The following is a 23,137-nucleotide window of genomic DNA, read 5'->3' on the forward strand; positions in this document are numbered from 1 at the left end:
GCAGGATATAGGGGAATAGGGTGTTGAGATTTGCTCCGGGTTGCGGACAGAGGGTGTCCGCAACGGGGGGTTAGCTTGCTGTCATGGCCTCCAGGACAGCACATCCCGTACTCGGCACCCGCGCTCTGAACCGTGCCACGCTCGCCCGTCAGCTGCTGCTGAGCCGCGCCGAGATGTCCGCGGAGGGCGCCGTCGCGCACCTCGTCGGGCTGCAGGCGCAGAACGTGAAGCCCCCGTACTTCCAGCTGCACGCCCGCCTGGCCGGATTCAGGCCCGCCGAACTGGCCGGGCTCATGCAGTCCCGCGACGTGGTGCGCATGGTCACCATGCGCTCCACGATCCACACCCACACGGCGGACGACGCCCTGACCTTGCGCCCGTTGGTCCAGCCCGCCCGGGACAGGGAGGTCAACCACTTCCGCAAGGGGCTCGTGGGGGTGGACCTGGAGCGGCTGGCCGAACGGGCCCGCGAGTTCGTCGAGGACGAGCCGCGCACCATGGCCGAGATCCGTGAGGAGCTGCTCAAGGAATGGCCCGACGCCGACCCGCAGTCCCTGTCCGTCGCCGCCCGCTGCCGGCTGCCGCTGGTCCAGGTCACGCCGCGGGGGGTGTGGGGACGCAGCGGTCAGGTCAGGCTCACCACCACCGAGAACTGGCTCGGCCGGCCCGCGCCCGAGGCCCAGCCCGTGGACGACGTCGTGCTGCGCTACCTCGCCGCCTTCGGGCCCGCCTCCGTCAAGGACATGCAGATCTGGGCCGGGCTGACCCGGCTGCGCGAGGCCTTCGAGCGGCTGCGGCCCGGCCTGGTCGTCTTCCGGGACGAGAACGGGGTGGAGCTCTTCGATCTGGTCGACGCGCCGCGGCCCGACGAGGACACCCCGGCGCCGCCCCGCTTCCTCCCCGAGTTCGACAACCTGCTGCTCTCGCACGCCGACCGCGCCCGTGTGATCACCCCCGAGGCGAAGGGGCGTACCTGGTCGGGCAACCAGGCACACTGCGCGCTCCTCGTCGACGGGTTCCTCGCCGGGTTGTGGAAGCTGGACGGGGATCTGCTCACCGTCGAGCTGTTCGACGACACGCTGTCCAAGGCGCGGCGGGCGGAGGTCGTCGCCGAGGGGGAGTCGCTGATCGAGGGCATGGCTGACGGGAGTGCCGAGGGGCGTGGTCAGGGGCGCGGTCAGGGGCGTGGTCAGGAGCGTGGTCAGGGAGGTGTGCGCTTCGGGTCAATCCACGGCTGACGGCGGCCTGGTGGCGCGTACACCGAACGCGGCACGATGCCTGTCATGACGGCCGGGTCAAGATCGGGTGTCAGTCGTTTCCATGTAGTCGTCCCGATTCCAGGAGAGAGCAATGCGGATTCCGATGACCGTCGCGGACTTCCTCGACCGGGCCGAGCTGGGGTTCCCCTCCAGCCCCGGCGTGGTAGACGAGCCGGACCAGCCCGCTCCGCCCGTGCCCGTGTCGACGTACGGGCGGCTCGGTGAGCGGGTTCGGGCCTGGCAGGCCGGGTTCGACCGGCTCGGTGTCGGGGAGGGCGAGCGGGTGGCGGTGGTCAGCCACAACTCGTCGCGGCTGCTGGAGCTGCTGTTCGCGGTGCCGATGAGCGGCCGGATCTGCGTGCCGGTCAACTTCCGCCTCAAGCCGGAAGAGATCGATTACGTGGTGCGACAGAGCGGGGCATCGGTCCTGCTCGTCGACCCGGAGCTGGACGAGGCCCTCGCGGGCGTCACGGCGCGCCACCGCTTCGTTCTCGGGGCACAGACCGAGGCCGAGCTGATGCGCTTCGGTGTCGAGCCGCGCCCGTGGTCGAACCCGGACGAGGACGCCACCGCGACGATCAACTACACGTCCGGCACCACCGCCCGTCCCAAGGGCGTGCAGCTGACCCACCGCAACATCTGGGTCAACGGCCTCACCTTCGGGCTGCACACCCGTGTGTGGGAGCGCGACGTCTACATGCACACGCTGCCGATGTTCCACTGCAACGGCTGGGGAATGCCGTACGTGATGGCCGGCCTCGGCGTCAAGCAGGTGGTGCTGCGCAAGGTCGACGGCGCGGAGATCCTGCGTCGGGTCGACGAACACGGCGTCACCCTCATGTGCGGCGCGCCCGCGGTGTGGAACGCCGTGCTGGATGCGGCGGCGACCTGGGAGGGCGAGATCCCGGGGCGTGACCGCGTACGGATCGTCTGCGCCGGGGCGCCCCCGCCGAGCAGGACGATCCAGCGGATGGGCGAGGAGCTGGGCTGGGAGTTCACCCAGATCTACGGCCTGACCGAGACCTCACCGCTGCTCACCTTCAACCGGGCCCGGGCCGGCGATGTCGAACTGCCGGCCGAGGAGCGGGCGCGCAAGCTGTCCCGCGCGGGGCTGCCCGCACTCGGAGTCAAGCTGAAGGTCTCCGAGTCCGGTGAAGTGCTGGCGCGGTCGAACGTCGTGCTCGAAAGCTACTGGGACAAACCGGACGAGACGGAGGCGGCGCTCGAGGGCGGCTGGTTCCACACCGGCGACGGCGGCACGATCGACGAGACCGACGGGCACCTCACGCTCTCCGACCGGAAGAAGGACGTGATCATCACCGGGGGCGAGAACGTCTCGTCGATCGAGGTGGAGGACACGATCTTCAGCCATCCGGCGGTCGCGGAGGTCGCCGTCATCGGGGTGCCGCACGAGAAGTGGGGCGAGACGATCAAAGCGCTCGTGGTCCTCGCCGAAGGGGCCACGGCGGCGGAGGCCGACATCATCGCCCACTGCAAGGAGCGCATGGCCGGCTACAAGGCGCCGACGAGCGTCGAGTTCCGCGATGCCATCCCACGCACGGCCACGGGCAAGATCCAGAAGTTCAAGCTCCGCGAACCGTACTGGACCGGCCTCGACCGACAGATCAACTGACGGCGACGGTCGACGCTCCGGCGTTCCGGTTCCACGTGAGCCGGATGCGGGTGTTGCCGGCCGCATCCGGCGATCGTCCGCGAGCTCGCCCCAAGGGGTGTCCTGCCCGGCAGGGGTCAGCCGGCCAACGCCCCCAGCGTCCTGCTGCGGCGCGACACCGCCGCGCGCAGGACCCGCTTGCCCTCGTTGGACAGCGCCAGCGCGCCGCGCAGCCCCGAGCCCGATCCGTCGGCGAGCATCTCCAGGAGGGCCGTCTGGCGACGTTGCTCGCCGAGGGTGAGGGGGCCGATGCCCTCGGTGTCACCGGTGCGGTACGCGGCGACACGGGCCTCGTCGGCGACGGGAGCGCCGTCCAGCAGCTGGTGGATGCCGAGCAGTACGGTCGAGCACTCGTCGGCCCAGGCGCGCAGCGCGTCCGCGCAGTAGGTCTCGGGGATGTGCTCGACCAGCCGCATCGCGTACTCGGCGAGTTCGCAGTCCGGGGTGACCCGGCGCACCCGGATGCCGGCGGCGCGCAGTCGGCCGAGCCAGCGGTCACCTCCCTCGACGGCGACCCAGAGGGGGCGCAGTACCGATTCGTCGACGTCCAGGCCGAGGCCTTCGACGCCTTCGAGGAGGGGCAGGCAGCGGTCCACACAGGCGACGGCGCTCGCGGCGAGGGCACGCTCGTCCGCGCGGGCGATCAGTTCCACCAGGCTCATGACTCGTACTGCGCCACATGGCCGGATCTCGTCACAGCACCGCCTCAGGTGGCTCGTCCCTCCACGCCGAGGCACGCAGGGCCCGCGCCGAAGACGGCCCGGGCCCTGCGTGCCCGCGCCCCGGTCAGGCCGGCAGGTGTGCCTCGATCGCGGCGATGACCTCGGCGGACTCGGGCTCGGTGCGCGGGCGGAAGCGGGCCACGACCTCGCCTGCGGGGGAGATGAGGAACTTCTCGAAGTTCCACTGGATGTCCCCCGCCTCGCCGTCCGCGTCCGGGACCTTCACCAGCTCCTGGTAGAGGGGGTGCCGGTTCTCCCCGTTGACCTCGGACTTCTCCAGCATCGGGAAGGTGACGCCGAAGCCGGCCGCGCAGAACGTCTGGATGTCCTCGGCGTTGCCGGGCTCCTGCTCGCCGAACTGGTTGCAGGGCACGCCGATGACCGTGAAGCCCTTCGCCTCGTACGCGAACTGCAGGCGGGCCAGCCCCGAGTACTGCGGGGTGAGCCCGCACTGGGAGGCGGTGTTCACCAGCAGGATCGCCTTGCCCTTGTGGGCCCCGAGGGTGGTGGGCTCATCGTTCAGGGTGGTCAGCGGAATGTCGTACAGGCTCATCGGGCTCTCCTCGGCAGGAAGGCAGGCAAAGGCTCGGAAACGGCGCTCGAGCGAAGCGCTCAAGTGCACAAAGGGAAAGGCTAAGCTCCCGCGCCGATCAGCTCGTCCGCCGGGTCGTTCACCGGCTGTGGCATGCCCGTGAGGTCCATGACGAACAGCGGTATCCCCAGATCGTCCGCGCGGGCGCGGGCCGCCTCCGTGTATCCGGCGAGCGCGAAGTAGACGCTGGTCGCGGAAGCGGTGAGTCCGTTCAGCCAGACGCACTCCACCGCCCGCAGCCCGGCCGGCGCGGTCGTCGGGTCCACCTGGGCGACCAGGCCCGGCGCTCGCAGGTCCACGGCCGCGGAGGGGATCGGGCGGCCGTCGGGCTGGCGTACGTCCTGGAAGCCGAGCCAGCGCAGGTACAGGGCGGCCGTGGCCACCGCGTCCCGGGCGGTACGGATGGTCACCGGGCGGAAGGCGGGGCGCGGCACCGGCGTGGGCTGGATCGCGGACTGGGGCGCGGACTCGGACTCGGACTCGGACGCGAACTCGGACGCGGGCTCGGACTCGGACGCGGGCTGCGGCGCCGGCGGTGGCGCGTGCCCCGCCGGCCGCCGCACGTCCGCGTCGTCGTTCTTGTGCGCGGGCACCTCCGCGCCCGCTTCCGCCGCGGCCCCGTCCCCACCGTCGAGTCGGGCGGCCGGCTCGGCCCCCACCGGGTGCACCGGTAGCCGCACCACCGTGCCGCACGATCCGCACCCCAGCTCCGGGTGCGGCCACTCGCTCTCCCGGCCGCAGGACTCGCACCGCACGGCCACCCAGCTGTCCGACCAGGTGCGATGGGTCAGCGGCAGCGGTGGCGCCGCCAGGTCCAGCGGCGGGTGGACCGGGCTCCCGCAGGCGCAGGGGAAGACCGGGGCGGTGTAGCCGTTCTCGCGCAGGCACGCCGGGCAGCGCACCGGTACCGCTTCCGCCATGAGACCTGGACCCCCTCCGTCGCTGTGCGTAGGTCCATGCTCCACCACCGGCGACCGCCGGGGCGAGCAGCGAGCCATTTCTGGTCATCACCTTGGTCATTTGTATAAGTCACTGACCAACATGCGGCTTTTGGTGGCATCCGAGGTCCCGATCCGCCTTGACGTCACGGGACCCGCCGCTTAGCTTGTTCCGTATAGCAGAACAAAACTTCCGGATGACGGAAAAGCCTGACCGCCAGACTCGCAGGAGAACCTGATGCCTCGTATGACAGCCGCTGCCGCTGCAGTTGAGATCCTCAAGCTCGAGGGTGTCGAACAAGCATTCGGCGTGCCCGGTGCTGCGATCAACCCGTTCTACCGCGAGCTCAAGAACGTGGGCGGCATCGCGCACACGCTGGCCCGCCACGTCGAGGGCGCGTCCCACATGGCCGAGGGCTACACCCGTGCCAAGGCGGGCAACATCGGCGTCTGCATCGGTACCTCGGGTCCGGCCGGCACCGACATGATCACCGGCCTGTACTCCGCCATCGCGGACTCGATCCCGATCCTGTGCATCACCGGTCAGGCCCCGGTCTCGAAGCTCCACAAGGAGGACTTCCAGGCCGTCGACATCGCCTCGATCGCCAAGCCCGTCACCAAGGCCGCCACCACGGTCCTGGAGGCCGCGCAGGTCCCCGGTGTCTTCCAGCAGGCCTTCCACCTGATGCGCTCCGGCCGTCCCGGCCCGGTCCTCATCGACCTGCCGATCGACGTCCAGCTGACCGAGATCGAGTTCGACCCCGAGACCTACACGCCGCTGCCGGTCTACAAGCCGCAGGCCAGCCGCGCCCAGGCCGAGAAGGCCCTGAGCTTCCTGCTGGAGGCCGAGCGTCCGCTGATCGTCGCCGGTGGCGGCATCATCAACGCCGACGCGTCCGACCTGCTGGTCGAGTTCGCCGAGCTGGTCAACGTTCCCGTCATCTCCACCCTGATGGGCTGGGGCGTCATCCCGGACGACCACGAGCTGGCCGCCGGCATGGTCGGTGTGCAGACCGCCCACCGCTACGGTAACGCGACGTTCCTCGAATCGGACACCGTCATCGGTATCGGTAACCGTTGGGCGAACCGTCACACCGGTTACAACCTGGACGCCTACACCAAGGGCCGCAAGTTCGTCCACGTCGACATCGAGCCGACCCAGCTGGGCAAGATCTTCGCCCCGGACTTCGGCATCGCCTCCGACGCCAAGGTCGCCCTGGAGCTCTTCATCGAGATCGCCAAGGAGCTCAAGGCCGAGGGCAAGCTGCCGGACTTCTCTGCCTGGGCCGCCTCGGCGCAGGAGCGCAAGGCCACCCTGCAGCGCCGTACGCACTTCGACAACATCCCCCTGAAGCCGCAGCGCGTCTACGAGGAGATGAACAAGGCGTTCGGCCCGGAGACCCGCTACGTCACCACCATCGGTCTCTCCCAGATCGCGGCCGCGCAGTTCCTGCACGTCTACAAGCCGCGCCACTGGGTCAACTGCGGCCAGGCCGGCCCGCTCGGCTGGACCATCCCGGCCGCCATCGGTGCCGCCACCGCGCAGCCCGAGGTCCCGGTCGTCGCCCTCTCCGGCGACTACGACTTCCAGTTCATGATCGAGGAGCTGGCGGTCGCCGCCCAGCACAAGGTCCCCTACGTCCACGTCCTCGTGAACAACGCCTACCTGGGTCTGATCCGCCAGGCGCAGGGCGGCCTCGGCATCAACTTCGAGGTCAACCTCGAATTCGAGAACATCAACACCCCGGAGATCGGCGTCTACGGCGTCGACCACGTCAAGGTCGCCGAGGGCCTGGGCGTCAAGGCCATCCGCGTCACCGACCCGGACAAGCTGGGCGAGGCCTTCGAGCAGGCCAAGAAGTGGGCCCAGGAGCACCAGGTTCCGGTCGTCGTCGAGGCCATCCTGGAGCGCGTCACCAACATCGCGATGAGCAAGACGGTCGACATGAGCGACGTCACCGAGTTCGAAGAGCTCGCGACCGAGCCGGGCCACGCCCCGACCGCGATCAAGTCCCTCAAGGTCTGATCCGCGGTAACCGGTACGTAGTACACGGCGGCCCCCGCCCCTCCGCGAGGAGGGACGGGGGCCGTTCCGCGTTCGCCGCCGGCCGCCTACCGGTCCCGCGCGTACTGCGCCCAGCGGGCCGGCTCCCGGCGGGTCCCCGCGGTGTCGGGATGGTCGGGCCCGAGCACCCGTGCCTGCTCGTTCAGCAGATGGGTCAAGGAGGTCGCGGCCCCCGCGGCGTCCCCGGCCCGGCCGCGCCAGTGGGCGTGGCCGTAGTGCGCGCCGAAGACGTCGAACCAGTTCGGGCGCGTCACCACCACCCCCAGCGTGCCCAGGTGCCGCAGCAGGTCGTTCAGCAGGGCCTCGTAGGCGACGGCGGCCCCGTACGCGTCTCCGGACTCGCCCAGATGGCGCGCGAGCAGCGCGCGGTTCTCGAAGACGCCCGGATACGTCGGCCCGTACCTGTGCTGTTGGAGCGGGATCAGTTCGGCGTAGGCCGCGGCCGCCCCGGCCGCGTCCCCCGCCCGGCCGCGCCAGTACCCCAGGGCGGCCCGCGTGGTGATGGTGCGTTCGTGCCCGGGACCGAGGAGGCGGATCTGATCGGCCAGGATCGCCGCGTACGCCACCGCGGCCCCGGCCGGGTCCGGACTCGCCCTGCCAGTGCGCGACGCGCTCACGGGCCCTGTGGAGGACGGAGGACTCCGGTCCCTGGCGGCGCAGGGCCTCGTCCGCCAGCCGCTCGAAGTGCTGCCCGGCAGCCTCGGCCCGGCCCGCCGTCCCCAGGAACTCGCCGACGCGGAAGCCCCGGCCGCGCGATGTCCCGGCGCCTGGTGGTGACGAGGGTCTGCCCGTCGGGGTGCTCCGGGGGCCACAGGCCGCGCACGTCGTCGGGGTCGGCCACGCCGTCCAGTACGACGAGCCGGCGCCGCCGCGGGCTCCCGGCGTCGGGCCGCAGCCACGCGAGGAACGCCTGCGCGGCCCGCTCGGGCGAAGCGCCGTCGGATCCGGTGATCTCAGCGATGGCCTGCGCGTAGCCGGCGACGACCGCCTCGCGGTCGGTGGCCGTGACCCACACGAGCAGGTCGAGGTGGCCTTCGTCCCACGCCGTGCGGGCGAGGTGCGCGGCCTGCTGGGTCTTGCCGGTGCCGGCGGTGCCGACCAGCAGCCCGGAGCCGCCGTCGAGCGAGGTCCGGGGGCGGAAGCAGCGAGCGGCACCGGGGATCGTGCCCACCAGGAGCGGCCACGACGCCGGAGCGCGCGAGGCCGCGTGGTACGAGACGTGGTCGGCGCGGCCGACGGCCGTGCCGTAGTGCCCTGCCTGGACGGTGTACGGGTGTTGGGACCGGGTGGGAATGGGGCTTTCGAAAGCCGGTCCGTTCAGCCCTGGGACGGAGCCGGCGGGGGAGGGGGACTGAGGTGCGCACCTCCGTGGATCACCGCGGCGGCGATCGACCCGTGCTCGGCCCTGACGTGCAGGTCCCCGCCGACGGACGGCCCGGCGTCGCCGGCCGACACCCTGGGCGCCGCGGGCGCGTAGAGCAGCGCGCGCAGTTCCTCGGCGCCCCGGTCGCGCTGGTCGTCCGGGAGCTCTCCAACAGCCCCTCGAAGCGGGCCTGCCACATGGCCTCCTGGCGGATCCGGGCCCGTTCCCCGCCCGTGTCGGCGCCTGCCGTGGCGAGCTCGGACGCGCTCCGGTCCAGCCGCACCAGCTCACCGCTCGCCCGGTCGGTGTCCCCCACGCCCGAACCAGCCGGCCACCTGCGCGCGGAAACCTTCCCAGGCTTCCGTCCCGGCGGCTTGCACCACCGCCGTTCCACCAGCCGTGGCCAATGCCAACAATGCTTCCGGCAGCATGACTTGCCCCTCCGAACGGATCGTCAACGATCTTGGGACGTCTATCGCCGGGGCCGTTCCCGCAGGGTCCGCGCGTGCATCCGGACATGACAAAGCGCCGAGTCACGGGACCGTCCGTGACTCGGCGCTCTGGTTGGTACCGCCCGACGGAGCGAGGCTGGCGCGACAGGACGTTCGCACCGCCGGGCGGAGTAGGAGGCTCCTTCACCTCGTGCAGGGGACTCTGTGCGTAGCCCCCGTACGAAGAGAAGGAGTTGGCTGGGACCGTGGCGAACGGCGACGAGAACTCCGGCTTCGTCTCCCTCAGGTCAAGAGACGGGCCTCGGAACCCATTACCACCGCACTGGCTCGCACGCTCGCCACGGTCCTCGTCCTGCCCTCACCGCGTACCACCCCTCATCCGGGTAAGCGGGTCGGGCTCGGTACCCGGGGCCTGACCTCCCGTCAGGCCCCCGGTACAGCTTTGTGGCTCAGGCGTCGCGCAGGGCGCGAACGGCCTCCTCGACGCGCTTGCCGTAGTCGGCGTCCGCGGCGTGGAAGTGAGCCAGGTTCTTCTCGATGACGTCCTCGAGGGTGACCTGAGACAGGCCGCCGGCGATGTTCGCCACCAGACGCTGCTTCTCGGCCTCCGACATCAGGCGGTAGAGCTCACCGGCCTGGAAGAAGTCGTCGTCCTTGGTGTGGGCCGGGGCCTCGTGGGTGCCCGTGTAGCCGGAGACGGCCTTCGGGGCGCCGAGCGCCAGGCCGGTCTCGGCCGGGCCCTGGTACGAGTTGGGCTCGTAGTTCTTGTCGTGGCGCGAGCCGTTGCGCAGCGCCATGACACCGTCGCGGCCGTAGTTCTCGGCCTTCGTCGCCTTCGGGGCGTTGACCGGCAGCTGGGTGTGGTTCACACCGAGGCGGTAGCGCTGGGCGTCGGCGTACGCGAACAGACGGCCCTGGAGCATCTTGTCCGGCGAGGCGGTGATGCCCGGGACGAAGTTGTTCGGGGAGAAGGCGGACTGCTCGACCTCGGCGAAGACGTTGTCCGGGTTGCGGTCGAGGACCAGACGGCCCACGCGCTGCAGCGGGTAGTCGCTGTGCGGCCACACCTTGGTGAGGTCGAACGGGTTGAAGCGGTAGTCCGCGGCCTCGGCGGCGGGCATGATCTGCACGTACAGGGTCCACGAGGGGTTCACACCGCGCTCGATGGCCTGCAGCAGGTCGGTCTGGTGCGAGTTGGCGTCCGAACCGACGATCTCGGCGGCCTGCTCGCCCGACAGGCAGCGGATGCCCTGGTTCGTCTTGAAGTGGTACTTGACGAAGAAGGCCTCGCCCGACTCGTTGGTCCACTGGTACGTGTGGGAGCCGTAGCCGTTCATGTGACGGTACGACGCCGGGATACCGCGGTCACCCATGAGCCAGGTGATCTGGTGCGTCGCCTCGGGGGCGTGCGCCCAGAAGTCCCAGACGTTGTCCGGCTCCTGCTTGCCCGTGAAGGGGTCGCGCTTCTGGGAGTGGATGAAGTCGGGGAACTTGATCGGGTCCTTGATGAAGAACACCGGGGTGTTGTTGCCGACGAGGTCGTAGTTGCCCTCTTCGGTGTAGAACTTCAGCGCGAAGCCGCGCGGGTCGCGGACCGCGTCCGCGCCACCCAGCGAGTCGGCCACGGTGGAGAACCGCAGGAAGGTCTCGGTCTTCTTGCCGACCGTGTTCAGGAACGCGGCGCTGGTGTACGCGGTGACGTCGTCGGTCACCTCGAAGTAGCCGTACGCGGCCGAGCCGCGGGCGTGCACCACACGCTCCGGGATGCGCTCACGGTTGAAGCGGGCAAGCTTCTCGATCAGCTGCTGGTCCTGGACCAGGAGCGGGCCACCGACGCCGGCGGTGGCGGAGTTCTGATTGTCGGCGACCGGGGCGCCGGACTCGGTCGTCAGCGTGCGCTTCGACATGGTGACCTTCCGTACGGGTAACTGCTGACGAAAAGAGTCTTCCGTCATGCGGAACAGCCTAAATTCGGCGCGAACTAAACGTCAACAGTTTGTTGAACAAGATTGAGGAGAGGTAATCCGGACGGCGTCGGCACTTGGGCGCGACAGGACAGGTGTCAGCACCGACGCCATCCGGAAACTCAGGTCCCCCGAGGGGGAAGGGTGCTCTGGAAGATCAGAGCTGGGCGCCGGAGAGGCGCTCGACCGCGCGGAGCAGGGCCGAGTGGTCCAGGCCACCGTCACCCTGGGCGCGCAGCGAGGCGACCAGCTGGGCGACGACCGCGCCGACCGGCAGGGCCGCACCGACGTTGCGGGCGGCGTCGGTGACGATGCCCATGTCCTTGTGGTGAAGGTCGATCCGGAAACCGGGCTTGAAGTCGCGGTTCAGGAAGTTGGCCTTCTTGCGGGTCAGGACCGTGGAGCCGGCCAGACCGCCGTTGAGCACGTCCAGAGCGGCTTCGAGGTTCACGCCCGACTTCTCGAGGAAGACGACGGCCTCGGCGCACGCCTGGATGTTCACCGCGACGATGAGCTGGTTGGCGGCCTTCACCGTCTGGCCGGAGCCGTGCGGGCCGCACAGGACGATGACCTTGCCGAGGGCCTCGAGGACCGGGAGGGCCTCGTCGAAGTCGGCCTGCTCGCCACCCACCATGATCGACAGGACGGCCTCGATGGCGCCGGCCTCGCCGCCGGACACCGGGGCGTCGATGACGCGGATGCCCTTCTCGGCGGCGTTCTTGGCGAGGTCGATCGAGGTCTGCGGGGTGATCGACGACATGTCGATGATCAGCGCGCCGGACTTGGCGTTCTCGAGGATGCCGTTCTCACCGTAGGAGATGGCCTCGACCTGCGGGGAGGCGGGCACCATCGTGATGATGACGTCGGCGTCCTTGACGGCCTCGGCGATCGAGCCGGCAGCGGAGCCGCCGGCGGCGGCCAGACGGTCCAGCTTGTCCTGCTCCAGGGTGAAACCGGTGACCGAGTAGCCGGCCTTCAGGAGGTTCTCGGCCATGGGGGAGCCCATGATGCCGAGACCGATCCACGCGATCTTGGGGAGGTTGCTCATGATGAGGGTCCTTCTCTTAATGCTTTGTACGAAAAGTTCGTGACGTGCCTGGCTGATCGCCCGGACTTTGTCCGCTTACTTCGCGGCGCGGGCCTCGGCCGGCAGCCACTCGAAGGAGGCGGCGGCGTCGGCGGCCTTGTACTCCAGGCCTACGTAGCCCTCGTATCCGGCCTTCTTCAGCTGGTCGAGCAGCTCCTCGAGGGGCAGCTCGCCGGTGCCGGGGGCACCGCGTCCGGGCTTGTCCGCGATCTGGACGTGCCCGGTCTTGGCGGCGTACTTTTCGATGACCTCGGAGAGGTCCTCATCGTTCATCGCCAGGTGGTACAGGTCGAGGAGGAACTTGGCGTTGCCGAGGCCGGTGGCCTCGTTCACCTTGTCCACCACCTCGATGCCGGCCGGGGCGCTCACCAGCGGGTAGAGCGGCGACTCGGGCTTGTTGAGGGTCTCGATCAGGAGGATCGCGCCGACGCGGTCCGCGGCCTGAGCCGCCACGACCAGGTTCTTCAGGGCGAGCTCGTCCTGGACGGCCGGGTCCACGCCTTCGACGCGGTTGCCGTACAGGGCGTTGAGCGCCTTGCAGCCGACCGAGGCGGCGAAGTCCGCCGCCACGTTGATGTTGGCGTTGAAGCGCTCCGACTCCTCACCGGGAACCGAGACCGCACCGCGGTCCGGGCCCGGCAGCTGGCCGGCGTAGAAGTTCAGGCCCACGAGCTGGGTGCCGGCGTCCTCAAGAGCGTTCTTGAGTGCGTCGAGCTCCTCCTGTGCGGGGGTGGGGGTCTCGATCCAGGGCCACCACAGCTCGACCGCCGTGAAGCCCGCCGCGGCGGCAGCCGCGGGGCGCTCCAGGAGCGGGAGTTCCGTGAAGAGGATCGAAAGGTTCACATCGAAGCGCTGGTCCGTGTATCCCATGAGGGGTGTGCGCTCCTTCCGTATTGCGGAAGTTAGTTTCTGCTTGATGGAAGACTGCATGGGCTTGCGCGCGGATGTCAAGTGCGGGCTCCCGAAAAATCGTGACGGAGAGGTAGCTTGACCGCGTGCGATTGAGAGTGGAGTTCACGACCGAGCCCTTCGACCTCGAAGAGGCCCCTGCCCACGCCGTGGCGGCCCGAGAGGTCATCCAGAAGGCCCAGCTGGACGCGGTGGATGTCGGCCCGTTCGGCAATACGGCCGAGGGTGAGGCCGACAGCGTGCTGGCCGCGGTGGGCGCGCTGCTGCGCGACTCCCTGGAGGCCGGCGCCACGCGCGTCTCGCTCCAGGTCAACGTGATCGAGGAGGAGAAGCCGTGACCGAACCCCGCGACCACCCCTTCGTCACCGCGATCAAGCCGCTGATCGACGCCATGGGCGGTGAGCTGATGGATCCGACGCAGGCGCAGCCCGACGACGTCGTGCTCACCTGGGAGGGTCAGGAGCTGCTCGCCGTCCGCCTGCCCCAGCTCTCGGACTCGCTGGACCACATCCTGGCCGCCCTGGAGCGCCGGCACGGCGTACCGTTGTCACAGCTCGACCGGAAGTCCAAGCAGGACGTCGTGCGCATACTGGAGGCGCGAGGCGCCTTCTCCGTGCGGCACGGTGTGGAAACGGTCGCGGGCGCACTGGGTGTAAGCCGCTTCACGGTCTACAACTACCTGAACCGGGACGCCAACGCTCAAACGGCCAAAAAGAGCACCCAAGAGTGAAGGCATCCTGACTCACAGTGACGAGCCGCCGCCCGATTCACCCGGGCGGCGGCTTTTGTGTACGGGAAGTTTCAACAAAGTGTTGACGCCGTGTTGTGGACAGCGTTAGCTATGCGCAGCCCGTCAAAGCAACAACAGGCCACGGAGGCCTACCGTGACTTCGAGTCCGACCCCGGGTCTCACCCGGTTCAACGCCTTGGATGACAGTGCGGCCACGGCCGAGCTGCACGAGGTGTGCGCCAGTTCGGCATGGGGGAGCAAGCTGCTCGCCCAGCGCCCCTTCGCCACCGCAGAGTCCCTGTTCGCCGCGAACGAAGCCGCCATGGCGGAGCTCACCGCGGAGGACCTGGGCGAAGCAATGGGAGGCCACGCGCCGATCGGCCGGCCGAAGCCGGGAGACCCGACCTCCGCCCGCGAGCAGCGTGGCATGGCCGGTGCCTCGGAGGAGCTCAAGAACGAGCTCCTCGAACTGAACCTGGCGTACCAGGAGAAGTTCGGCCACGTCTTCCTCATCTGCGCCACCGGTGCGACCGGTGAGTTCATGCGGGACGCGGTCAAGGTCCGGATCGACAACTCGCCGGAGCAGGAGCGAGAGATCGCCCGCGGTGAGCTCGTCAAGATCAACAAGATCCGCCTGACCCGACTCGTAGAACTCGCAGAAGAAGGAGCGTGAGCATGAGCACCGAGACCACCGCGTCGGTGTCCACGCACATCCTGGACACCAGCATCGGAAAGCCCGCCGAGGGTGTCGCCATCTCCCTGTCGGCCCGTACGGGTCTCGACGGCGAGTGGGCGGCCCTGGGTGGCTCCGCCACCGATGCGGACGGGCGCTGCAAGGACCTGCCCGACCTGCCGGAGGGCACCACACACGTGCGTCTCGACTTCGAGACCGAGACGTACTTCTCCAAGAAGCAAGCCGCCGAGGCACAGCAGGACGCCCCCCGCGTAAGGGACAGCGGTGCGTTCTTCCCCGAGGTCACCATCACCTTCGCGGTGAACCCGGGCGAGCACTATCACGTACCGCTGCTGCTCAACCCGTTCGGCTACTCCGTTTACCGAGGGAGCTAGCATGGCCACCATTCTGGGCCAGAACCAGTACGGCAAAGCAGAGAACCGCGTAGTCAAGATCACGCGGGACGGCGACACCCACCACATCAAGGACCTGAACGTCTCGGTCGCCCTCTCCGGCGACATGGACGACGTCCACTACTCCGGCTCGAACGCCAACTGCCTGCCGACCGACACCACCAAGAACACGGTGTACGCGTTCGCCAAGGAGTACGGCATCGAGTCCGCCGAGCAGTTCGGCATCCACCTGGCGCGTTGGTTCGTCAACAGCCAGGAGCCGATCCACCGCGCGCGCATCCGGATCGAGGAGTACGCCTGGGACCGGATCGCCACGTCCGACGCCAACTCCAAGTTCATCGGCGCCGACGAGGTGAACCACTCCTTCGTCCGCAAGGGCATGGAGACCCGCGTCACCCAGATCACGTACGACGGTAAGAACTGGGAGGTCATCTCCGGCCTCAAGGACCTCATCGTCATGAACTCCACGAACTCCGAGTTCTGGGGTTACGTGAAGGACAAGTACACGACCCTGCAGGAGGCGTACGACCGCATCCTGGCCACCCAGGTGTCGGGTCGCTGGCGCTTCAACTGGTCGGACGACGAGCAGCGGATGCCCAACTGGGAGAAGTCCTACGCCGAGACCAAGAAGCACATGCTTCAGGCCTTCGCGGAGACCTACTCCCTCTCGCTGCAGCAGACCCTGTACCAGATGGGTTCGCGCATCATCAACCACCGTTCGGAGATCGACGAGGTCCGCTTCTCGCTCCCGAACAAGCACCACTTCCTCGTCGACCTTGAGCCCTTCGGCCTCAAGAACGACAATGAGGTGTACTTCGCTGCGGACCGTCCCTACGGTCTCATCGAGGCCACGGTTCTCCGCGACGGCGTCGACGCCCGCATCCCCGTGGACATGACCAACCTCTAAGGGGCCGGTCGAAGCTCGGCACGTGTCGTCCCGGGGCCCCGCAGTGGCCCCGGGACCGCGCGACACTCTTCACCATATGAATCGGCACCCGGTAGCAACATATGGGGCGGCAGTACTGTCAGCTGCCAAGGCCCCCGGCTCCGGCACTCAAATCCCCAGGGTTTTGCCGTGCCCGTACCGCCACCGAAAGCACAAGGATGTCTCATGGCAGCTTCGTCCTCGCATGACGGCTCAGTAGAGCGCATCGTCATCGAAAACTGTGCGATTGCAACCGTCGACGCGAACGACGCCGAGTACGCCTCGGGTCACGTCGTCATCGCCGGCAACAAGATCGAGTTCGTCGGCGCGGGCAATGCCCCCGACAACCTCGAGAACGTCGTCCGCCGCATCGACGGCACCGGACACCTCGTGACTCCCGGTCTGGTCAACACGCACCACCACTTCTACCAGTGGATCACGCGCGGCCTGGCCACCGACCACAACCTCTTCAACTGGCTCGTCGCGCTGTACCCGACCTGGGCGCGCATCGACGAGCAGATGACGTACACGGCCGCGCAGGGCTCCCTCGCCGCGATGGCCAAGGGCGGCGTCACCACCGCCATGGACCACCACTACGTCTTCCCCAAGGGCTCCGGCGACCTGTCCGGGTCCATCATCCGCGCCGCGTCCGAGATGGGCGTCCGCTTCACCCTCGCCCGCGGTTCCATGGACCGCAGCGAGAAGGACGGCGGTCTGCCGCCGGACCACGCGGTCGAGACCCTCGAAGGTGCCCTCGCGGACACCGAGGCGACGGTGAAGAAGTACCACGACGCCTCCTTCGACGCGATGACCCAGGTCGCCGTCGCCCCCTGCTCCCCCTTCTCGGTCTCCACCGAGCTGCTGAAGCAGGGCGCCGAGCTGGCCCGCCGCCTGGGTGTGCGGATGCACACGCACGGCTCGGAGACCGTCGAGGAAGAGAAGTTCTGCCACGAGCTCTTCGGCATGGGCCCGACCGACTACTTCGAGTCGACCGGCTGGCTCGGCGAGGACGTGTGGATGGCGCACAGCGTCCACATGAACGACTCCGACATCGCCGCGTTCGCCCGGACCAAGACCGGTGTCGCGCACTGCCCGTCCTCCAACGCCCGTCTGGCCGCCGGCATCGCCCGCGTCCCGGACATGCTGGCCGCCGGCGTCCCGGTCGGCCTCGGCGTGGACGGCACCGCCTCCAACGAGTCCGGTGAGCTGCACACCGAGCTGCGCAACGCGCTGCTGATCAACCGTCTGAACCCGGTCCACCGCGAGCGCGCCCTGAACGCGCGCCAGGCCCTGCGCCTGGGTACGTACGGTGGCGCCCAGGTCCTCGGCCGCGCCGACAACATCGGTTCGCTCGAGGTCGGCAAGCTCGCCGACCTGGTCCTGTGGAACCTGAACACCTTCCTGCACTCCTCGATCGCCGACCCGGTCACCGCGCTGGTCTTCGGTGCGGCCGCACCGGTGACCGCGTCGTTCGTCAACGGCAAGCAGATCGTCGAGAACAACCGCCTTCTCTTCGCCGACGAGGACGCCATCGCCGTGTCCACCCGGGAAGAGGCACAGCGCCTCGCGCGGATCTCCGCGCAGGCCTGATCCCACGGAGTCCGGCCGGGGGGGACGGCCCCCGGCCGGCAGCCACGGACCCGAGCGGGGTCCGTGGCAGCCGTTCCCGGGAAGCGCCTGAGGAATTCCGAAGGCGCCCCCGGGAGCGGTGACTCTCGCCACTGGTTTCATCCCGTGGCTCCATCCATGGCTCTGCCACTGGATTCATCATGTGCACGACCGGCGGCTTCGCCATGCGCGAAATCAACTGCGGGACGGTTTGGGCGAATCGTTTCCGTGGACGTTTCCGCACCCCTTGGGAAAAGCATTCGCACCACTCACAACTCCATACAGGCTCGACTCGCATTCGCATCACCTCCCAGACACAACCCGTCCCTGCCGACGTGTTCAACAGTTCGGAGGAAGCCGTGGCCCAGGTGCCCAGGTTTCGCAAAGACGCAGTCGCAGTACCGCAAGTCTCAGGCGACTCAGGGGAGAAACACCCGGTCGACGAGACCCTGCCCCCGCTGAAAATGTTCACCAGCGGTCTTCAGCACGTGGCCGCCATGTACGCGGGTGTCGTCGCCCCGCCGATGATCGTCGGCCCCGCCGTGGGCCTCTCCGCCACCCAGACCGCCTTCCTGATGGGCGCCTCGCTCTTCACCGCAGGCCTCGCGACGCTCCTCCAGACCCTCGGGTTCTGGAAGATCGGCGCCAAACTCCCCTTCGTCAACGGCGTCTCGTTCGCCGGCGTGACCCCGATGATCGCCATCGGAAAGGGGGAGGGGGACAACGCCATCCCCATCATCTTCGGCGCGATCATCGTCGCCGGAATAATCGGCTTCTTCGCCGCCCCCTACTTCGGCAAACTCGTCCGGTTCTTCCCGCCGGTCGTCACGGGCACGGTCATCACCCTGATCGGCGTCTCGCTCCTGCCCGTCGCCTTCAACTGGTCGCAGGGCGGGAACCGCACCGCCACCGACTACGGCTCGATGCGGAACATCGGCATGGCGGCCCTCACCCTGGTGATCGTCCTGCTCATGCGCAAGTTCCTGCGCGGCTTCCTCCAGCAGATCTCCATCCTGCTCGGACTGGTCGCGGGCACGCTCATCGCGCTTCCGCTGGGCATGACGAGCTTCGACGCCGTCAAGAACGCCTCCGTGGTGGGCTTCCCGAGCCCCTTCCACTTCGGAATCCCGCAGTTCCAGGTCGCCGCGATCATCTCGATGTGCATCGTGATGCTCGTCTGCATGACCGAGTCCACCGCCGACATCCTGGCGCTCGGCAAGATCGTCGGCCGTCCGGCGGACGCCAAGACCATCGAGGGCGGCCTGCGCGCCGACACCCTCGGCAGCGCGATCAGCCCGCTGTTCAACGGGTTCATGTGCAGCGCCTTCGCCCAGAACATCGGGCTCGTCGCCATGACGAAGGTCCGCAGCCGGTTCGTCGTCGCCGCCGGCGGCGGCATCCTGATCCTGCTCGGCCTGTGCCCGATGGCGGCCTCCGTCATCGGCGTGGTCCCGCTGCCCGTGCTCGGCGGCGCCGGCATCGTCCTCTTCGGCTCGGTCGCGGCCAGCGGAATCCAGACCCTGGCCGGGGCGGCCATGGAGAAGGGCGAGAACGCCCTGATCGTCGCCGCCTCCGTGGGCATCGGCCTGATCCCGATCGCCGCGCCGGAGTTCTACCACGCCTTCCCGAAGGACCTCCTGGTCGTCCTCGACTCCGGCATCAGCACCGGCTGCGTGGTCGCGATCCTGCTCAACCTGGCCTTCAACCACCTCGGCGCCAGGAAGGGCGCGGCCACGGCCGGCCCGGAACCGGTGCCGATCCACTGACCGGTCCGCCGGAGCGTACGGCGGTGCGCACGCCACCCACTGCGGGCGTGGCGTGCGCACCGCCGTTTCCGTACGGGCTCCGCGCCCGCCTGTCCGTACGCCCGTCTGTCGGTACGTCCGTCAGACCACGCCGGAGGCGTCCGGCGCGGGCTCCGCCCAGATGTCCGGCGGCACCGTCCGGATCCGACGGCCGTGGTGGTCCAACTCCTGCGCCTCCGACTTGCGCACGTGCAGCGACACGGCCGAGTCCGTGATGCGCAGCCCGGGCAGCCGCCGCGAGAGGTCGGCGGTGTAGCGGGAGAGGTCCTCCACCGTCCGCAACCGCGCGCTGATCATGAAGTTCCAGCGCCCGCTGACGGACATGCACGTCCGGGTCTCGCGCAGCCCCGCGGCCGCCGCCGCGCAGTCCGCGACCTCGTACTCGGGCACCTCCGCCCACACCGTCGCCGCGACCGGCCACCCCGACAGCCCCGAGGCGAGCGCGCTGCTGAAGCGCAGGCTGTGCCCCGCCTCCAGGCGGGCCAGTCGCCTGCGTACGGTCGACTCGCTCATCTCGAACTCCCGCGCCAGCGAGGCCACGCTGCGCCGCGCGTCCGCGGCCAGCGCCAGCACGAGCGGCCGTTCCTCCTCCGACATCGAGGCGCCGGCGAGGGGCGCAGGCGAGGCGGGTCCGCCCGGCGGGCGGCGGGTCCGTCCGGTCCGCCCGGTCAGCCGGTCGGTCTGCGCCGGGGTCAGCTGGTCCAGGCGCCAGCGGTCGGGGGCGTAGTGCACGGCGGTGACCACCGAGGACCGGGTGGAGACGACCCCGGGGACCCGCTGCACCCGGAAGGACAGGTACCGGTACAGCGCGTGCAGGTCCGGCACCGCGACGAAGACCATCAGGTCACGTCCGCCGGTGCTGTGCTCCACCGCGAGGGCGTGCGCGTCGTCCACCAGGGTGTCGGCGACCGCCGGCGAGGTGCCGGCGGCGCAGATGACCTCCACCCAGGCCATGTGGGGCGGCCGGCCGCCCGTGCGCAGCCCGATCCCGCTGATCCACGCCTCGCCGGCCTCCGTCAGCCGCTCCCAGCGGCGCGCGAGGGTGTCGGGGCGCGCGCCGAGCACGGGTCCCAGCCGCTCCCAGCTCGCGCGCGGCGCGAGCTGCAGTGCGTGGACGAGCGCCCGGTCCATGTCGTCCATGGCGGAAATGGCCGACTTCATCACCCTCACCTGGTGGATCTCCCGGTAGCCGTTCGGTCAACCGGACTTTCGGCCGATCATCTCTCTTCCTGCATTCAACAGCTCAACCGGGCCGTTGTAGGAACGTGTCGGACATCGGGGGAGGATCTGTGGGAGAGGCCGGCTCGGGCATGCGCCAGACTGTGCCGGCGGAACTGTCCAGTTTCATCGGGCGCGAACGGGAGACGGCCGCCGTCGCGAAGCTGCTCGCGGGCGAGCGCCTGGTCACCCTCACCGGCCCGGCCGGCATCGGCAAGACCCGGCTCGCCGTACGCACCGTCCGCTCCCTGACCGGCAGTGACGGCATCGACGCGCGCTGGGTCGACCTGGCCCGGCCGGCTCCGCGGCGGCTGCCCGAGCTGGAGGGCGAGCTCCTCGCCGCGCTCGCGGGACGCGAGGCGCTGCTGGTGCTGGACGGCTGCGAGCAGCTCGGCCGGCAGGCCGGGGCCCTGGCGGGACGGCTGCTCGCCCGGCTGCCGGGGCTGCGGATTCTGGCCACCTCGCAGCGTCGCCTCGGGCTCCGGGAGGAGGCCGCGTCGGCCGTGCCGCCGTTGTCGCTGCCGGCGGCGCCCCTCGATGCGGCCCGGCGGATGCCCGTGGCCGAAATCGCCGGGTACGCGGCCGTACGCCTCTACGAGGAGCGGGCCCGGGGCGCCGACCCCTTCTTCGAGCTCACCGAACGCAACGCCGGCGCCGTGGCGGCCCTGTGCCGGGCCCTCGACGGAATCCCGGGCGCGCTGGAGCTCGCCGCGGGGCGCGCGCACCAGTACGCCCCCGGCCAGGCCCTGCGACGGCTGGCCGCGGACCCGCTGACCTTCCTCGCGGGCGGCGCGGGCCGGGGGACGCGCGTGGACGCGGAGCGCTCGTACCGGCTGGCCCCGCCCGCCGAACGGCTGCTGCGGGAGCGGCTCTCCGTCTTCGCCGGCTCCTTCGATCCGGCGGCCGCCGCCGAGGTGTGCGGCTTCGGCGCGCTCACCCGGGAGGACGCGGCCGAGGCGCTGCGGGACCTCGCCCCCGCCCTGCTCGCGGACGGCGGGCCCGGTCGCTACCGGCTGCCGCTGTCCGTACGGGCGCACGCGGCCCGGCTGCTCGCGCACGGCCCGGCCGGGGACGGGGCGACCGCCGCCCGGCGCCACCACGAGCGCTGCCGGGTGCTGGCCGAGCGGGCGGGGCAGCTGTGGCGGGAGGGGGCGCAGCGGGAGGCGCGGGCGCTGGCCGTACGGGAGCTGCCGGAGCTGCGGGTGGCGATGAACCCGCTGTCCGCGCCGGGGCCCGCCGCGGCCCTGGAGATCGCGGTGTCGCTGTGGTTCCTGTGGTCGGCGTGCGGGCTGATGGAGGAGGGCCGGCGCCATGTGGAACGGGCCCTGGCGCTGCACCCCGCGCCGCGGCCGGCCCGCGCGCTGTGGCTGGCGGCGTGGCTGGTGGCGAGCTGCGGCGAGGCGGACGGCGCCGCTCCTCCCGCCACCTCCGGCCGGGGGGACCCCCAGCTGGTCGAGGCGTGGAGCGCGGCCGTACAGGAGGGGGAGGACACCTGCCTGGCCTACCTCGCGCACGTGCGGGGCACGATCGCCCTGTGGGAGGACCGCTACGAGGACGCCGCCGCTGAGTACCGGGACGGGCTGGAACTGCTGCCCGGAGAGCCGGAGTTCGGCCCCGGCCGGGAGGCGCTCCGGGCAGCGCACACCATGGCCCTCGCGTACACCGATCCGGCTTCCGTCCCGGTCGAGGAGGGGCTGTCGGTCGGTCGGCCCGGCGGCCCCGCCGACCCGTCAGGCGGCCCCGCCGACCCCTGGGCCGGTTCCTGGACCGGATTCGCCCACGCGCTGGTCCACCGCCACGAGGGCCGCCCGGCGGCGGCCCGGGCCGGGCTCCTGCACGCCCTGCGGACGCAGCTCGCCCTCGGGGACCACCTGGGCCAGGCCTTCTCGGCGGCGCTGCTCGCCGAACTGGAGGCGGACCAGGGGCACTACGTCGAGGCCGCGCGGCTGCTCGGATCGGTCGCCCGCACCCGGCCGCCGGCCGCCCGCGCACCCCGCGCCGAAGGGCTCCTGCGCGCCCGGCTCACCCCGGAGGCCTTCCGCTCGGCCTACCGTGAGGGCTCCCGCACCCCGCTCCACCGGCTGCTCCCGGAACTCTGAGCGGGCACCGCCGGGCCGGGGTCAGGGCGTCCAGAGCATCAGGTTGCTCATCAGCTCGGCCTGCTCCACGGCGTCGTCGAGCGCGTGGTGCGTGTGCCGGCGCGAGGAGAGCAGTTCGCGCGGCATCCGTCCCTTGACCGCGGCGCGCAGGGGCACGCGCGCCTTCGTCGCGTACAGGGTCTTCATGTCCAGGCAGCCGGAGTGGCCGAAGGGACTGTCCCCGCCGAACCGCATCAGGTACCAGTACAGGAAGGTCCAGTCGAAGGAGGCCGGGTAGCCGCACATCACCGGCTGCGCGCCCGCCTCCGCCGACACCTCCCGCACCCAGGTGCGGAACTCCGCCATGGCGAGTGCCGGATCCGCGCCCTCCCGTACCAGCCGGTCCCGGTCCAGTCCGCTGACGGCGAGCGCCTCGGGCACGAACTCGTCGCTGATCGGCCGGAGCTCCCGGTAGAAGGTCCGGTCTTCCGGATCGGCGGCCGTATACGAACCGCCGTCCTGCCGGCCGGCGACGGCGGCCCCGAAGCTGATCATCGAATACGGTCCGGGAATGGGTCCGTCGGCCTCGATGTCGACGGAGATGTACAGACTGGGACGTGCGCTGCGGACTGCCATGCGCGAGAGCATGCCGGCCGGGGCCGGG

22 protein-coding genes are annotated in these 23,137 nt (G+C 70.1%); 11 read left to right on the top strand and 11 right to left on the bottom strand.

Features of this window, described 5'->3' with window-relative positions; translation table 11 throughout:
- The first annotated feature begins 83 nt into the window (after positions 1–83).
- Both ACFV9H_RS04440 and ACFV9H_RS04445 read left to right on the top strand, forming a co-directional pair.
- Entirely contained in the window at positions 84–1,238 is a 1,155-nt protein-coding gene (locus tag ACFV9H_RS04440) for a winged helix DNA-binding domain-containing protein (RefSeq protein WP_385393168.1), read from the top strand.
- A gap of 112 nt (positions 1,239–1,350) precedes the next feature.
- Positions 1,351–2,892 carry an AMP-binding protein gene (locus ACFV9H_RS04445; protein WP_385393170.1) on the top strand — a complete coding sequence of 514 codons (1,542 nt, stop codon included), beginning with the start codon at positions 1,351–1,353 and terminating at the stop codon, positions 2,890–2,892.
- Between the two features lie 116 nt (positions 2,893–3,008).
- Here ACFV9H_RS04445 and ACFV9H_RS04450 read toward each other — a convergent pair whose 3' ends face one another.
- From ACFV9H_RS04450 to ACFV9H_RS04460, 3 genes are all read right to left on the bottom strand, one after another.
- Positions 3,009–3,593, bottom strand: coding sequence for a hypothetical protein (locus ACFV9H_RS04450; RefSeq protein WP_385393173.1), 585 nt, complete (start codon positions 3,591–3,593; stop codon positions 3,009–3,011).
- A 124-nt stretch (positions 3,594–3,717) separates the two neighbouring features.
- Complete coding sequence (locus tag ACFV9H_RS04455) at positions 3,718–4,206, bottom strand: glutathione peroxidase (protein ID WP_385393175.1); 489 nt, start codon at positions 4,204–4,206, stop codon at positions 3,718–3,720.
- Between the two features lie 80 nt (positions 4,207–4,286).
- Complete coding sequence (locus tag ACFV9H_RS04460; protein WP_385393177.1) at positions 4,287–5,165, bottom strand: hypothetical protein; 879 nt, start codon at positions 5,163–5,165, stop codon at positions 4,287–4,289.
- Positions 5,166–5,421: 256 nt separating this feature from the next.
- Here ACFV9H_RS04460 and gcl point away from each other — a divergent pair, with 256 nt between their 5' ends.
- Positions 5,422–7,209 carry a glyoxylate carboligase gene (gene gcl / locus ACFV9H_RS04465; RefSeq protein WP_385393180.1) on the top strand — a complete coding sequence of 596 codons (1,788 nt, stop codon included), beginning with the start codon at positions 5,422–5,424 and terminating at the stop codon, positions 7,207–7,209.
- Positions 7,210–7,295: 86 nt separating this feature from the next.
- On the opposite strand, the gene ACFV9H_RS04470 is transcribed toward gcl, so the two are convergent.
- The 6 genes from ACFV9H_RS04470 to ACFV9H_RS04495 form a co-directional block, all read right to left on the bottom strand.
- Positions 7,296–7,865, bottom strand: coding sequence for a hypothetical protein (locus ACFV9H_RS04470; protein ID WP_385393183.1), 570 nt, complete (start codon positions 7,863–7,865; stop codon positions 7,296–7,298).
- Positions 7,862–8,419 carry a hypothetical protein gene (locus tag ACFV9H_RS04475; RefSeq protein WP_385393185.1) on the bottom strand — a complete coding sequence of 186 codons (558 nt, stop codon included), beginning with the start codon at positions 8,417–8,419 and terminating at the stop codon, positions 7,862–7,864. The genes ACFV9H_RS04470 and ACFV9H_RS04475 overlap by 4 nt, the downstream gene beginning before the upstream one ends.
- A 146-nt stretch (positions 8,420–8,565) precedes the next feature.
- Positions 8,566–8,808, bottom strand: coding sequence for a hypothetical protein (locus tag ACFV9H_RS04480; RefSeq protein ID WP_385393187.1), 243 nt, complete (start codon positions 8,806–8,808; stop codon positions 8,566–8,568).
- A gap of 704 nt (positions 8,809–9,512) precedes the next feature.
- A complete protein-coding gene (locus ACFV9H_RS04485; protein ID WP_385393507.1) occupies positions 9,513–10,970 on the bottom strand; it encodes a catalase in 1,458 nt (485 codons plus the stop codon).
- A 214-nt stretch (positions 10,971–11,184) separates the two neighbouring features.
- On the bottom strand, positions 11,185–12,075 hold the full coding sequence (locus ACFV9H_RS04490; RefSeq protein ID WP_385393189.1) for a 2-hydroxy-3-oxopropionate reductase: 891 nt from the start codon (positions 12,073–12,075) through the stop codon (positions 11,185–11,187).
- Between the two features lie 75 nt (positions 12,076–12,150).
- Positions 12,151–12,984 carry a TIM barrel protein gene (locus ACFV9H_RS04495; protein WP_385393192.1) on the bottom strand — a complete coding sequence of 278 codons (834 nt, stop codon included), beginning with the start codon at positions 12,982–12,984 and terminating at the stop codon, positions 12,151–12,153.
- A 125-nt stretch (positions 12,985–13,109) separates the two neighbouring features.
- On the opposite strand from ACFV9H_RS04495, the gene ACFV9H_RS04500 reads away from it, so the two are divergent.
- From ACFV9H_RS04500 to ACFV9H_RS04530, 7 genes are all read left to right on the top strand, one after another.
- Positions 13,110–13,361 (top strand): thiamine-binding protein, encoded by a 252-nt coding sequence (locus ACFV9H_RS04500; protein WP_385393194.1) that lies wholly within the window; start codon positions 13,110–13,112, stop codon positions 13,359–13,361.
- Positions 13,358–13,753: a helix-turn-helix domain-containing protein gene (locus tag ACFV9H_RS04505; protein WP_385393197.1), complete on the top strand. Its 396-nt coding sequence runs from the start codon at positions 13,358–13,360 to the stop codon at positions 13,751–13,753. Before ACFV9H_RS04500 ends, ACFV9H_RS04505 begins: the two co-directional genes overlap by 4 nt.
- A gap of 154 nt (positions 13,754–13,907) precedes the next feature.
- Entirely contained in the window at positions 13,908–14,426 is a 519-nt protein-coding gene (gene uraD, locus ACFV9H_RS04510; RefSeq protein ID WP_385393199.1) for a 2-oxo-4-hydroxy-4-carboxy-5-ureidoimidazoline decarboxylase, read from the top strand.
- A gap of 2 nt (positions 14,427–14,428) precedes the next feature.
- Positions 14,429–14,821 (top strand): hydroxyisourate hydrolase, encoded by a 393-nt coding sequence (gene uraH / locus ACFV9H_RS04515; protein WP_385393201.1) that lies wholly within the window; start codon positions 14,429–14,431, stop codon positions 14,819–14,821.
- Between the two features lies 1 nt (position 14,822).
- Positions 14,823–15,746: a factor-independent urate hydroxylase gene (pucL, locus tag ACFV9H_RS04520; protein ID WP_385393203.1), complete on the top strand. Its 924-nt coding sequence runs from the start codon at positions 14,823–14,825 to the stop codon at positions 15,744–15,746.
- Positions 15,747–15,950: 204 nt separating this feature from the next.
- Positions 15,951–17,354 carry an 8-oxoguanine deaminase gene (locus tag ACFV9H_RS04525; protein ID WP_385393206.1) on the top strand — a complete coding sequence of 468 codons (1,404 nt, stop codon included), beginning with the start codon at positions 15,951–15,953 and terminating at the stop codon, positions 17,352–17,354.
- A gap of 377 nt (positions 17,355–17,731) precedes the next feature.
- Entirely contained in the window at positions 17,732–19,138 is a 1,407-nt protein-coding gene (locus ACFV9H_RS04530; RefSeq protein ID WP_385393510.1) for a nucleobase:cation symporter-2 family protein, read from the top strand.
- Between the two features lie 120 nt (positions 19,139–19,258).
- On the opposite strand, the gene ACFV9H_RS04535 is transcribed toward ACFV9H_RS04530, so the two are convergent.
- Positions 19,259–20,338, bottom strand: coding sequence for an Lrp/AsnC family transcriptional regulator (locus ACFV9H_RS04535; protein ID WP_385393208.1), 1,080 nt, complete (start codon positions 20,336–20,338; stop codon positions 19,259–19,261).
- Between the two features lie 149 nt (positions 20,339–20,487).
- Between ACFV9H_RS04535 and ACFV9H_RS04540 the strand changes: the two genes are divergently transcribed.
- Entirely contained in the window at positions 20,488–22,494 is a 2,007-nt protein-coding gene (locus tag ACFV9H_RS04540; protein WP_385393210.1) for an ATP-binding protein, read from the top strand.
- A gap of 21 nt (positions 22,495–22,515) precedes the next feature.
- Here the strand turns inward: ACFV9H_RS04540 and ACFV9H_RS04545 are convergent, their stop codons facing one another.
- Entirely contained in the window at positions 22,516–23,109 is a 594-nt protein-coding gene (locus ACFV9H_RS04545; protein WP_385393212.1) for a 3'-5' exoribonuclease domain-containing protein, read from the bottom strand.
- Between the last annotated feature and the right edge of the window lie 28 nt (positions 23,110–23,137).

Origin of the sequence: Streptomyces sp. NPDC059874, from assembly GCF_042731135.1 — a bacterium.
GTDB lineage: Bacteria > Actinomycetota > Actinomycetes > Streptomycetales > Streptomycetaceae > Streptomyces.